The organism is Pseudomonas sp. GL-RE-26, from assembly GCF_019956275.1.
Lineage (GTDB): Bacteria > Pseudomonadota > Gammaproteobacteria > Pseudomonadales > Pseudomonadaceae > Aquipseudomonas > Aquipseudomonas grandcourensis.
Window position 1 is genome coordinate 12965 of record NZ_JAHBDI010000019.1, and the last position, 13972, is coordinate 26936.

The following is a 13972-nucleotide window of genomic DNA, read 5'->3' on the forward strand; positions in this document are numbered from 1 at the left end:
ACAGAGCATCAGGCTCGGGGCCGTTTAGGATTCGACGCCGGTTGCGAAACTTTAGGTGCATGCCGAGTTGGTAACAGAACTCGTAAATCCACTGTTGCAACTACTTATAGTTGCCAATGACGATAACTACGGCCAGGAATTCGCTCTCGCTGCGTAAGCAGCCTTAGCCCTGAGCTTCTGGTACCTTCGGGTCCAGCAATCACCAGGGGATGTCTGTAAACCCAAAGTGATTGTCATATAGAACAGAATCGCCGTGCAGTACGTTGTGGACGAAGCGGCTAAAACTTACACAACTCGCCCAAAGCACCCTGCCCGTCGGGTCGCTGAGGGTTAACTTAATAGACACGGCTACGCATGTAGTACCGACAGCGGAGTACTGGCGGACGGGGGTTCAAATCCCCCCGGCTCCACCACTTCATCATCTAAAGACGTCCACGGACGTCTTTTTTTGTGCCTGCGATCCAGTAAATACGCGGCCTCCAGCGCTTTTGCGGTCTTCTGAGATTTTTTTAGTTCCAGCCATTCGGGTATTCCAAACGGTATTCCAACCCATTCGGTGCTAACCTTTGGAATACCAAATCAGTGCCTGAGGAAAATCTCATGCCTGCTCCAGCCCTCCGCCTATCTGATCGACAGCTCAAGGGAGTCAAACCCGCGCCCAAGGATTACGTCCTCACCGACGGTGACGGTTTGCAACTCCGTGTACGCAGCAACGGCTCTCTGCTGTGGAATTTCAATTACCGTGAACCGGTGACCAAGAACCGCATCAACATGGGCTTGGGCACCTACCCAGAGCTCTCGCTGGCGAACGCCCGAAAGATGGCGGTCGAAGCACGCGAACTGCTCGCCCAAGGCATCGATCCGAAGGTGCAGCGCGATACGCTGAATGAGGCCAAGCGCGCAGAAACGGAACACACCTTCGAGAACGTGGCCACCGCCTGGTTCGAGCTTAAGAAAGACTCGGTCACGCCGGCCTACGCCGAGGACATTTGGCGGTCGCTCACGCTGCATGTATTTCCAGACCTGAAAACAACGCCGCTTTCAAAAATCAGCGCCCCAATGATCATCGAACTGCTTCGCCCAATCGAGGCCAAAGGCAGCCTCGAGACAGTGAAGCGATTGAGCCAACGGCTCAACGAGATCATGACCTACGGGGTCAATTCAGGACTGATCTTTGCGAACCCCCTCAGTGGCATTCGCGCAGTATTTAAAAAACCCAAGAAACAGAACATGGCCGCGCTACGACCCGATGAGCTTTCCGAGCTCATGATCGAAATCGCAAACGCCAGCATCAAGCGGATCACCCGCTGCCTGATCGAATGGCAACTGCACACCATGACCCGTCCTGCCGAAGCGGCTACCACCCGATGGGCAGACATCGACTTCGACAAACGCATCTGGACCATCCCTCCGGAGCGCATGAAAAAGCGTCGTCCGCACACCATCCCGCTGACCGAACAGGCACTCGCGTTACTGGAGACGCTCAAGCCCCACAGCGGCCACAGGGAATACGTGTTCCCGGCAGATAGAAACCCGCGCACCCACGCCAACAGTCAGACTGCCAACATGGCGTTGAAACGCATGGGCTTCCAGGACCGCTTGGTCAGCCACGGCATGCGCTCCATGGCAAGCACCATCCTGAACGAGCATGGGTGGGATCCGGAGCTGATCGAAGTCGCGCTGGCGCATGTCGACAAGGACGAAGTCCGAAGCGCTTACAACCGAGCTGACTACATCGAACGCCGGCGTCCGATGATGGCTTGGTGGAGTGAGCACATCCAGAAAGCGGCCACTGGCAACCTGTCGGCATCTGCGATCAATCAAACCAGGGACCACAACGTTGTGCCGATACGGTGAGCGCTCCCCAGATGGAGTGATGGTTGATTTGGCGACAGCGGCGACACCGGCGACAACCCTTGTAATACCTGGCCTGCAGCATGGCGACAGAAGTGGCGACTGTCGCCGCCGCAAGCCTTGCTCTTGGGGCCTTTTCGACTAAGTCCATGCGAGCGGGAAGGCTCCGCATTCCCGCTCGCATGGACTCTGCGTAATTGCATCCCACTTGACCACCTAATTGCATTGCCACTGACCAGTCGTTTGCATTCGCGCTGACCAGCCGTTTGCAGTTGATAGGTGTCAGCGGGTGCCACTCAGCTCGATTGCGTCAGCCAAGCACTGAAGGACTGCAACCTGCCGATTGTGTTGAAAAAGTCGACCCGGCCGAGCTACCCATTTATCGAACGGTGAAAATGCCATTTTTGCACACCGCTACGTCAAATCTGAGCCTTGAACCTTCTGCGCAACGCACGAATTTCAATCTCGAACGCGTACTTTTCTGCCGTAGAAATAGAAGTCGACTTTTTCAACAGAATCGGCCAAAAGCGGCCCGTTAAAGTGCCTACTAAACTAGGGGCGGCTCAGTAGTCCATTCATGACAATCAGTGAGTAGAGATAGAGCGCCTTGCAATGCTTTAGCCCACTCATGCTTGCTTTCGGTAATATCCGGGATATCTCAGGATTGCCGAAGGTTAAGAAATGAGTGTCATCCAGATGTCGGTATCGCTGCACGACCTTGGCCTCGCCTATCGCAAGGCCAAGGTTGACCTCTACTACTCAACCAACCCCTCGCTGTTCGACATTGCCAACTATGAAGACGACCTGAGCAAAAACCTCACTCGCCTGAAAGAGCAAATCGAAGCCATGAACGAGGATTGGGTGAAAGACCATGCATTTCTCGGCACTTGGACGCTGGCCCCCAAAGAAATCCAGATTGCCAAAGGAAAGCAGGATCCAAGTCTGATCTTCGCCTCACCGGAAGCCGAGTGGGTAAGCGCGACTGAGGCCGGCAACCACCCCACCGCCGTATTCCGCCTCATGGCCCGCTGCAGCATCGACTTTCACGTGCTGTCATCGCTATGGATGATGGAAGTCGGCGATCTCTTCGACAAACAGCTCGGCAGCAACGTCTTTGGCAGCCGCCTGCGCCGTAACCGGCACGATGAGATCAGCACGTGGGCCCTTGGATCATTCAAACCCTATCTCAGACCCTTCCGTGAATGGCGCGACGGTGGCATCAAGGCGATGCGCACAGCCCTGAGCGAGAAGAAAAAAGTATTGGCACTGACAGCCGATGTAAGCAGTTTCTATCACGAGCTAAGCCCCGGCTTTATGCTCGACGACGGCTTCCTCAAATTAGCCAAAATTGAACTGAGCGAATCGCAGTCAAAACTGAACCGCCTGTTCATTTCCGCCTTGTTGGCCTGGGCACAAAAAACGCCACTAGGAAAAGGTTTACCCGTAGGGTTGCCTGCGTCTGCCGTGGTCGCAAACGCGGCACTAATCGGGCTCGACCAGTTCATCGAGCAACAAGTAGTGCCACTGTATTACGGCCGTTATGTGGACGACATTCTGCTGGTCATGGAAAACGCCAGCGACATCAAAACCATTGAGCAGTTTTGGGAGTGGATCTTCAGTCGCGACGGCGGCAAGGACCTGCTTAAAAAAAATAACGGCAGCATCCTGTTCAAACCTGGCTATCTCAAAGAAGACCGCATCGCTTTTGAAAACAGCAAAAACAAGCTGTTCATCCTTGCAGGGTCTGCAGGTACCGCTCTGGTCAACGCCATTTCCGAACAGATCAACCAACGTGCAAGCGAATGGCGCGCGTTACCCGACCTGCCGAATTCGCCCAACACCGTGGCTACGGACCTGCTCAAAGCTACCAACCTTGCCGGAGAGCAAGCAGACAATCTGCGAAAGACCGATGCACTAACGCTGCACCGCGCCGGTTTTGCCCTCAGCCTTCGCAACTACGAAGCCTTCGAACGCGATATCCCCCCGGAGGATTGGCAAGCACACCGCCATGCTTTTTTCGCCGCAGTCATAGAGCATCTGCTAACCCCGATGAAGTTCTTCGAACTGGCTCAATACCTCCCGCGCATCATCCGCATGGCTACCGCCTGCGAAGACTTTGAATACCTAGATAGGATCATCAATGCACTTGATGGCCTGATCATTAAAGTAGAGAACGACTGCACTTTAGCGATCAAAAGTCTGGACGCTGCCAACCTGCCAGCCGAGGCCCGACATTTATGGAAGCGATCCATCTGGGAAGTAACAACGCAGAGCATCGTCTCTGCGTTTCCTCCCCGCCTAAGCAAATCGGGGGCTACCGCCTGGAAGAACCAGATGACCGGTCATATGGAGAGCCTTGCCTTCGTCATCTGGAGTAACTTCCTGGACAGGCCAATGAACATCACCAGCCAGCACATACAGAAGCTTCAAGCTCGGCTGTTCAGCTCCGATCTCGCGCATATCCCCTTGCGCTTTACAGGCCTGCCTCAGGAAATGGTCAGCCAGCGCGGTATTCCACTCCGTAAAAACCTCGCAACTTTTGACGCAGAAGAGCTATTGCCTGACGAGATGACCGACGGCATCGCCACACTGGCGAACTGGCTCAGGCTTAAACGCGGCACCCCGTCTGGTCTAACCTTTGCCACTCGCCCATTCAGTCTCAATGAACTCTACCTCATAGCCCCCACCCCTTTTGCCGCCTCCAGCCGCAAGACACTGGGGTTGGTGGTGCAAGCACTGCGCGGTTTTGAGCTGACCGAGCACAAGATGCCCCACCTCGACAAAAAGCAGGTTTTGCATATCCCGGACGGAGAACCCAAAGCAAAACAGACCATCGCTGTGGCCAGTTTGGAAACCAAAGATGAAAGCTTTACCGCCGCCATCATGGGGTGGCCCGATCCGGACGGCCTGCACCGTTACCAACGCATCAATCGCCTGATTAACGAACTGATCTCTCGGCCTGACGGCGCTGGTTACTTGATCCTCCCGGAAGTGTCTTTACCACCCCAATGGTTTATGCGTATCGCCGACAAGCTCAAGGGCCGTGGCATATCTTTGATCACCGGGGTGGAGTACCTCCATGCACCGAGAAAGTATGTGCGCCACCAGGTTTGGGCTTCGCTAACCCACGACGGTCTTGGGTTCCCTTCGCTTATGCTCTATCGCCAGGATAAACAGCGTCCAGCATTTCATGAGGAGCAAGAACTCTTTCGCCTAGCAGGCCTGCAGATGCAGCCCACTCAAGAGCAACAGTGGCAAAAGCCTCCAGTCATCCAGCATGGTGATTTCCGCTTTGCCATCATGATTTGCAGCGAGCTAACCAATATTCGTTACCGCGCAGACCTACGCGGCCAGGTCGACGCGCTGTTTGTTCCAGAGTGGAACAGCGACACCGACACATTCAACGCACTGGTGGAGTCTGCCGCCCTTGATATTCATGCCTACATCATCCAATGCAACAATCGCCGCTTCGGTGATAGTCGTATCCGCGCACCTTATAAAGACCGCTGGAAGCGCGACATATTACGAGTCAAGGGAGGTAACCACGACTACTGCATTACAGGTGAAATCGACGTACTGAGCCTGCGCCAGTTCCAGTCCAGCCACCGCTCGCCAGCCTCAGGTTTCAAGCCTGTGCCAGATGGCTTTAACGAGGACATGGCATCGGATCGGAAAGTATTACCCAAAGGGGCTTAGACCAGACAAGTCGAATGAAAACGGTTGATCCGCACAACTGCAATTGACTGGTCAGTGACAATGCAAATGGTCAAGTCCATGCAATTACGCAGGCTCACATTAAAACCCGACGAACGACCACCCGGCCATGGAGAACCACCGGGTTCCAAGGTCTTCCAGCACTACCGATTGGCGCAAGAGTCGCCCCCAAAGTACTGTTGACCACGAGCAGAACGAGCGCTAAACCAGAACTGTACCAGCGCTGTCCTCGACAGCACCCAGGTAGCCAGAACCTTTGAGGCTACGCCACATCGTGGTGGTTCACCCCAAGTGCGATTAGCGTCCGGCGGCTCGCACGGTCACAGCGATGTGATGGATGCCTACTTCTCAACTTTGCCCACTGCGGCAACTCAGGCCTTCTCCTGGCTGCTCTGCAGCAACTTATCCGCTTGGCCATTTCTTGCGCCAACCTGTTGCCCGTCTCTTTGCCTCCTAAAGAGACGGGCGCATATCACACTGCTGCAGCCCTGCTCGCACGGGCCTTTGCGGCTTTCCCCCTCGTGACAATCGGCGTGACAAACACCGAAAAGTCACCAACAACAGCGATGCCGATGATGGTGCCGCAGCCCAGGGAATGGACTGCACCTGACTGACAGTCAGGCACGCCCCGGTCATCGCCTCACTGCCTTCACCTGACTCAGGATCTCGCGGCACCGGTCTCGTCAGCCAGTGCAGCCTCCACCCGCCCACCGCTATCGGTGTTCAGGAGGCCAGATCATGAGATGCCCAAGCTCTCGGTCGTAAAGAGCCGCCAGTCCCGCGTCAGTGGACAAACCTCACAGGTCGCAGGGACCTTGATCCCTGATAACACTCAGCAACCGTGGCGGGATGAGTGAGGACGAAGTCGATCATCTCAGGAGAATGGCGATGCAACTGTGTGAAGCGTTCGAGCCACCACAACCCTTGCTGGAATACCAGCAGGCGCCACTGCCGTACCCGGTCGAAGCCCTAGGGGATCTGTTGGGCCCTGCGGTCGAACGACTGGCCGAGGTGATCGGCGTGCCCTGCGCCATGGCCGCTCAATCGGTACTGGCTACTACTGCCCTGGTGAGCCAGGGTCATGCCAATGTCCAACTCGACGGTCGAACCTATCCGCTGTCCCTTTACCTACTGACGGTGGCGTCCTCGGGTGATCGCAAAAGCGCGGTGGACCATCTGGCACTGAAGGCGGCGCGCGACTGGGAACGACAGCAGTGGACCCAGTATGCGGAAAAGCTCAAAGCCTATCGCGCCGCCAGCAACATCATGGCCAAGCCCAAAACCGCAAAGAAACACGCGGAGGCGGAAGGCGGTGAGCAGTCCGAACCGGTACCGCCAAGACTGATCATTGCCGAACCGACCATCGAGGCCCTGGTCAAAAGCCTGTGCCATGGCTTGCCCAGCATGGGTTTGTTCAATGATGAAGGTGGCCAATTCTTGGGTAGCAGCACCATGAGCAAAGAGAATCTGCTCAAGGCAATCACCACCTTGTCGATGCTGTGGGATGGCAGCCCGATCGACCGGGCGCGCTCCATGGCCGGAGAAAGCCTGCGGGCCTATGATCGCCGTCTCAGCCTGCATCTGATGCTGCAACCCTACCTGGCCAACCAACTCTTCAAAGACCCGGTGATCAATGGCCAAGGCATCCTGGGCCGTTGTCTGATCAGTTGGCCCGAGCGCCTGGCCGGCCAGCGGCTCTATAGGGCGATCGACTTGAGCCGGGATGCCAAAGTCCAGCGCTACCAGCAGCGGATCACCGCCCTGCTGCAAAAGCCCTGGTTGCTTCACCAGGATGGCTCACTCAATCCCACCACGCTGGAGCTGACTCCCCGGGCCCGACGGGCCTGGATCGATATTCACGACACCATCGAGTGCCAGTCTGGCGAGTTCGGCGAGCTGGCCGGCGTCCAGTCTGTCGCGAGCAAGGCCGCGGCGAATGTACTGCGTATCGCGGGCGTGCTGGCCATGGTGGAAGAGGCCAGTGCATTGGAGGAAGCACACATCCAGCGCGCCTCCACGTTGATGGATTACTACCTGGCCGAGATCCAGCGCCTGACCGAACAAGAGCCGGTCAATAGCCGATGCGAAGAGGCGGATCGGCTGCTGCGCTGGCTGGTGCAGAAAGGCTGGACCCACTTCACCATCCGTGACGTCAATCGCAACGGCCCTCGCTTTGCCCGCAAGAGCGCTGACCATACCGCCTCTCTATTGGTCGTGCTGATCACGCATCGCTGGCTGAGCAGCCGCGACGGAAAAACCTTCGAGGTCCGCCATGTTTCGCCTCAATGACGCGGTGCGCCGCTACCAGGCGCAACATCAAGCGCCGCCAGAATCAAGGCCTGTCGCCGCCTCTGTCGCCACCCTGTCGCCACGCGCCAGGCCAGCAACGACGCGGGTTGTCGCCACTGTCGCCGCTGTCGCCACACCACCCCAGGAGCCTACCCACCTCGCCCTGCTGATCGAGCAACTGCGCGAGGAAGGGGCACTGCTGCAACACCAGGAGAACGCCCTCCTGATCCGCCCGACACACTGGCAGCAGGTGGACAGGCTCAGCCCTCACTGGAAAGCCCTGCTGCTCTTTCTGCAAACAAACGAAAACGGTGATGATGATGGCTCTGGTCGGTCGGCGTGAGGGCCGCAACTTTGGCTATGGCCGCCAGCTGAGCTACGCCGGCCCACAAGCGCTCAAGGATCTGTTTGCCGGCGGCCACTTCGCCACGGTCAAAGCGCATAGCGATCGCTGGCAAGCGTTCGTGCGTTGGTGTCGATCAGAGGACGGCCCCGGTTACAACGATGCGCGCCAGATCGATCGACAGACGCTGCAGGACTACGCCGCGTACCTGCGCCAGCAGATCCAGCAAGGTGAACTCTGCATCGCCACCGCGCAGAACCGCCTGAGCAGCGTCAACCGCACCCTCGCTGCGCTGCGCGGTGATCAGGACGTGAGGATCGCCAGCCCGAGTCAGGCGTTAGGTCAGCAGCGCTCGAGCGTACGCACCCGCGCGCCGGATGGCCAAGACCTCCAACAGGTTTGGCGAGTACTCGAGGCACTTGGCGAACAGCACCACGAGCGGGTGGCCGCGATTGTCCTGTTGGCCCGAACAACCGGCATGCGCTTGCGCGAAGCGATCCTGGCTGACCTACCACGCTTGCACCGCGAAGCCGAACACTTAGGCCGCATCAATATCCAGGACGGCACCAAAGGCGGTCGCTCAGGGGCTTCAGCGCAGCGGTGGGTTGTGGCCAATGAAGCGGTGAAGGCGGCGCTGCAGTTGGCTCGCCATGCGTCGCCACCCCATAGCCGCAACTTGCTGGCCCGCGACGAAAGCTACGCCGCGTTCCTGCAACAGACCGTGCTCCCTGCCCGAGAAACGCTGCATGAACAAGGGCTGAAGGGTTTTCATGAACTGCGAGCGGCCTACGCCTGTGAGCGTTACGAGCAACTCACGGGCCACGCCGCCCCGATCAATGGTGGCCACTGCTATCGCATTGACCGCGACCTTGATCAGCAGGCGCGCCAACAGATCAGCGTTGAACTCGGGCATTACCGGGTCGATGTGGTTTCAGCCTACATTGGAGGTCGAGCGTGAATAAGCCCTTCGATATGGCGCTGTTCTTGAGCGGCGTACTGACCGGCTCGAAGACCACCCAGCAACGCCACCTACGGCAAGCCCGAGTCATGCAAGCGGCCATTCAACAACGATGGCAGCGAGATAATCCCTGGACCTGGCAGCTCAAGCATGTGCGCTGGCTTTTCACTCAGCACCTGAAAGATCACTCCGACGCCACCCGATATTACTATCGACTCACCGCCCTATTGATCTGGAAGCGATTAGGGAACAACCGAGAAATGCTGATCTAACGCTTGAGCCGTGGATAGGCAAACCTCCAAGCTCACTTGCCCGCCTTCATCTATCCCAGCATGGATATTCTCTTGCGGATAAACCTGCTCGAAAAACACCCACGCAATGGCAAAAAACGACCCAAACCGGCCGGTCACAGCGTCTAGCAAATCAGGGGCGGTTCAGCGGTTTGTTCATGGCTAAGCCTTTAATGAATGGCGTAGCGCCAAGTTATTCGACTTGCTCCTATGTGTCGCTATCCCAGCAAAATGTTTTTCTCACCCGCCTAGGTACGTGGGACGGCTCGCCCACATCGCAGACAGTTCAGCCCTGTTTTCCCCCCGACTCTAAGATGCGCAGGTCAGGTGTTCTGTCGCCGGTAATATGCCCATCCCGGGACAAGGCTCAGGTCACTGATCTTCATCAGTCAATGTTGAGGGGAAGATGTCGAAGCTTGCTGGACGACGATCGCCATCCAGCGAGCATTCAGTGCGATAGCTACTCGGTGGCTGCCGTGGCCAAGTCGCCCGCCGGCTGATCAACGATCTGCTTTTTGATCCAGGTGTCTAACGCATCTATTCGAGCAAATGCAGTTGGGACCTCGTACGGAGGATGGACCATCCAGTAGTAGACCTCTCGACTGACATAAATCTCGAGATTTCGTGGTTGGTTGCCTGTGGGTGTCGGCCAGCCGAGCAGCTCCAGCATCCGTGATCTGTGCTGAATCAAGAATTGCCTACGGCGCAGTATCCGACTGAATTGGCCGCTTCTGTCGTCTTCACTCTTACCGAAGATTTTATCTCTGAGTCGCCGAGTATCTTTCATCGAATATGGCGGCTGGTTGTATTTGCATTCCGCAACGAGCAACGTATCTGTCTCCGGCCAGTACGCGAATACGTCAAAATCTCCAACGTCGTCAAACCGTTCGCTGCGGAACCTGCGATAAAAGTCCAGATTTCGTACCATATACGGCGTGTGCCGGAGAAGCACTTCCCCTGTTCGTTCCTCCAGCCGTTTCTCTATCCCTTCTTTAACGTCTCTGATGAGAGGCTCAACATTAGGCCACGCAAAGTCGGCGGGAAGATATCCATCCCGCACAGAGGCATTCCAGATACTCAGGGCCCGACTGGCCGCTTCTGCGCCCCATCGAAGGGACTCTCCTTCAGTAATCAGTGGGCGGATGGCGTATCGGTAGATTCGTTTGTTGTGTTCCCAGTAAGGGACCTCTGCCTCGTCCACGTCCCGCCCTGCCAGGCGAAGAATGTGGGGCCCTGACAGCGTCAGGAACTCCAGAATTGCGGTGCTCTCGGTGATCTCGAGTCCTTTAAGATTTTCGACTAGGAGCTGTGAGATCCTATCCGAGGTCGCTACGTATGAAAGTGCAAGCGTGTCAGCTAATCCCCATTGGACCGGCTGGGACAGAATCACCAGTGAACTGAGCAAGTGCTGCAATTCAAATCCCAGATCCTGTTTGAACGCCTGGCGCAGTCTCTCGTCAGACAGTAGCTCTTCCGAGGCACCTACTACTTCATCCTGATCGTTCAGGTCGATGCCCAGCCGGGATTTGGCGTACTCACGGGCGAATTTCGTACCACGCTCCCCGGAGTCGGTTGAATAGAAAACCTCAGGTATGTAGAAATCGTCGATTTCAATACCCCCGACGTCCACACCGGTATGCAAGACGTCGCCGGCGTCAGCCAGGACTTTGTACCAATCTACCAATCCGATTAGCTCACGCAGTACATCGTTGGTGACCGGTTGGGCACCCTTGCAAGAAGAACTGAGAACTTTTTCAAGCAGGTACCGATAGTGGCGGGCCGCTGATCCAAGCTCTTTACGAACTTTCTCCACAACCTCAAGGCGGTCGTACTCGACGTCATGCGAAAGACTCTGGCGGGCTCTCAGGATGGCAAATCTTTCGGCCGCCACGAGCGCATCATGCTGTTCGATGCATTGTCGTACGAGCTGATGCCTGTCGAGTGAAGCAAGTCGTTGTTCAATATGGACTCGAAGAAAGTCCCGCCCGGCATCAATTTTCGTCTTGGCTTCTTTGAGTTCGTACCGTCCTGGATTCAATCCTAACTGCTGCATCGCCACGGCCAGATGCTTGCGTGCCAATTTGTAATCAGTCGGAGATGGAACGACGGGGTCTACGAAGTCCGGAACATCAACAACACGCTTTGTGTGCTGCAACTGGAATCGCGCGGCTTCCGAAGCTCGGGATTGGAGCAAGTCGGTCAAGTCATCTGGAAACGGAAGGCCAACCTCCTCGTGGCAGCATTGGAGTGCTTCAATGAGGCATCTCACCTCAAAAGATGCGTCCTTGGCATCATTGAGGCCGGCCAGCACAGCACGTGTGCTGATCTTCAGAAGTAATTTGTGCGGCTGTGCATCAACTCGTGACGCGGTGAAGACTGCGTCGGGGAACGTCGCAAGCGGTTCGGGAGGTTGTTCAGGTTCAACGGTATTCGCCGCATCCACCTCACATATGAGCACCAGATATGGTTGCTGCATGAACGGCAATTTGGAGAGCAGGTCGCGGTTTCGGAAGAACTGGTCTGCGAGAAAATGTGCAAACATTTCCAGCATCCGCCCGTCCATGACATGCAGGCGCGGAGTAATGGGAACCAAGGTCTGGACGGTACAGGAGCCGGTTTGTGTTGAAAATACGAACAGCGGCAGAGCCCGGGAATTCATTCTCGTGACGCCCTCTGTAGCCTGTGTGAGGCGCCAACCTGTTGAATCGTCGGGAAACTTGATGGGGGCTCGGGACCAGAATGAAGTTAACTCCTGGAAGCGACGCGAGGTTCCCCAATGTGTGTCCAGCATCAGCAACGACGGTGTCATGGCCCCTTCGACCAGCACCCCGTGGCTGTCTTTAAACGAAGCAAAAAGATCCGCAAGTCCGCTTGAGAAAGGGCTGAACATCCCATCTTGGCCGTCGACAAACTTCCAGAGAGACTCAATATCGTCAGGTTCATCCAGGTCATCGAAGATCGTAATGAAGTCCGCCAATGGCATAAGCCTCGCAGGCCGTTGGGCTGGAAGGATCATTCCAAGCTCAGTACTCGATTGAGTCAGCACAATCAGAATGCGGACCTCATCAGTTTTGAGCCCCCGCGCCTCCCCGCGACCCAGGCTGAAGCCGCGTCCATCTGCCAAGCGAAAATACGCAAGCTCACCACGGTTAAGAGCAGCATATGCACCCTGCGACGCGCGCGAAGCTTTCTCATACGACGCGTGATCACACGCGCATATGAGGTAGACCCCCTCTTTGCCGGGGATAAGACAGCTGACAGGAAGGTGATCTATCGCTTTGTGGCCGATCATCAGTGTCATCGGACCTACATGAGTGCGGCTGAATCGGTCCGCGACAAAGCGACCGAGCATCCGGTGAACTTGTGCTCCTAGGCCAGCAGTTTGGTGTTTTGCCCAATAGTCGACCACCACTGACGGAAGGCTTCGCACTGACATAGGCACCCAACTTTCTCCGTCTGTCACAGCGAGAAATGGCAGTACCTGACCCTGCATCACTGCATTGCCGAAACCGTCGCGCGTCAAAGGCGCTTTTACAACGCCAAAGCCTATTTCAAGTTCTTTACTTGCTTGGGAGCGCCGGTTCACCAAGTGGTGACCGAGTTGAAGAAGCATTGGCCGGCACGTCAGCCAGAAGTCCTCAGGTGGTACCTCTACATGCCCGCTGCTGGGCTGTGGTAGTGGCACGCGGGACAAATCGGGTATTGATCCAATGATATGCGCCTGTACGGCGACCGCGAGGTTCATGTCGGCTTGTGCGGTATCGATGTCACCATAGGAGATGCGAAACGCCTCCACAAAATCCGGTGTGCGCTCAATGCAACTTCCGTAAAACATGGGGACGAAGTCTGAATCCAGCCGTACCCTCGTCTGACCCCAGTCAGCCTCTGGGGAAAAATCTTCGAGCATTGGGAAGTCAGGCCATACCGCGTAAAGCGCGTTCGCGAAGTCCGTGAACTCCTCATACGTAGCAATAGGAAGCACGTCGAGGGGCGGCTCGCCCATCCTCAGCAACACAGCCCAGGCAAACATATGCTTGATGGGGCTGGCCACATTCGCTGGCCACAGATCGGAAACACTTAAAGCCAAGGCCGTATCAATGCGTCTGTACCGTTGAAACACGGCTAGCGTTCGCTCGATGCGATTTTGAAATTTGCTTTCGAGCTCCGAGTCGCGCGCATCTCGCCGGAACAAAGACGAGAGATCTTGAGACCACCCCTGCGGATCCATGCTCATTTTCGCGGCCTTTCGCTCGCGCTTTTCCCGCGATTTCTTGCCCATTTAACTATTCCTTTTTTAGTTTTTGTCGACTTTCATTTCACCACCGGAGGTGGGCCCCCTCACCCAGGTCTAAGCAAATCCCCTCAGCTTTCTCATCCGATCGACACGCACTCATGGGTCCGGCTCGCCTTGGCTTTTCCCTCTCCAAGAAGCACCTTTCGGTAAAGCGCTACAGCCTCCTGCTATAGGCCACCTGTGTCGCCTTTTCCGTCTACGGAAAGAGCAACGGTGAAAGGTTTTCGAGA

7 protein-coding genes and 1 other RNA gene are annotated in these 13972 nt (G+C 56.3%); 7 read left to right on the plus strand and 1 reads right to left on the minus strand.

Features of this window, described 5'->3' with window-relative positions:
• Positions 1-16: 16 nt before the first annotated feature.
• The 7 genes from ssrA to KGB07_RS14065 all read left to right on the plus strand — a co-directional run bounded on the left by ssrA (position 17) and on the right by KGB07_RS14065 (position 9430).
• Positions 17-413, plus strand: a transfer-messenger RNA (tmRNA) gene (gene ssrA, locus KGB07_RS14035).
• A gap of 187 nt (positions 414-600) precedes the next feature.
• Positions 601-1857, plus strand: a complete 1257-nt coding sequence (locus KGB07_RS14040) for an integrase domain-containing protein (protein ID WP_223465679.1) — start codon at positions 601-603, stop codon at positions 1855-1857.
• 678 nt (positions 1858-2535) lie between these two features.
• Complete coding sequence (locus KGB07_RS14045) at positions 2536-5550, plus strand: RNA-directed DNA polymerase (RefSeq protein ID WP_223465681.1); 3015 nt, start codon at positions 2536-2538, stop codon at positions 5548-5550.
• Positions 5551-6456: 906 nt separating this feature from the next.
• A complete protein-coding gene (locus KGB07_RS14050; protein ID WP_223465682.1) occupies positions 6457-7857 on the plus strand; it encodes a YfjI family protein in 1401 nt (466 codons plus the stop codon).
• Complete coding sequence (locus KGB07_RS14055; protein WP_223465683.1) at positions 7841-8200, plus strand: hypothetical protein; 360 nt, start codon at positions 7841-7843, stop codon at positions 8198-8200. Before KGB07_RS14050 ends, KGB07_RS14055 begins: the two co-directional genes overlap by 17 nt.
• On the plus strand, positions 8178-9158 hold the full coding sequence (locus tag KGB07_RS14060; RefSeq protein ID WP_223465721.1) for an integrase domain-containing protein: 981 nt from the start codon (positions 8178-8180) through the stop codon (positions 9156-9158). The genes KGB07_RS14055 and KGB07_RS14060 overlap by 23 nt, the downstream gene beginning before the upstream one ends.
• Positions 9155-9430, plus strand: coding sequence for a hypothetical protein (locus KGB07_RS14065; RefSeq protein WP_223465684.1), 276 nt, complete (start codon positions 9155-9157; stop codon positions 9428-9430). The genes KGB07_RS14060 and KGB07_RS14065 overlap by 4 nt, the downstream gene beginning before the upstream one ends.
• Positions 9431-9908: 478 nt before the next feature.
• Here KGB07_RS14065 and KGB07_RS14070 read toward each other — a convergent pair whose 3' ends face one another.
• Positions 9909-13727 (minus strand): hypothetical protein, encoded by a 3819-nt coding sequence (locus KGB07_RS14070; RefSeq protein ID WP_223465685.1) that lies wholly within the window; start codon positions 13725-13727, stop codon positions 9909-9911.
• Positions 13728-13972: the final 245 nt, after the last annotated feature.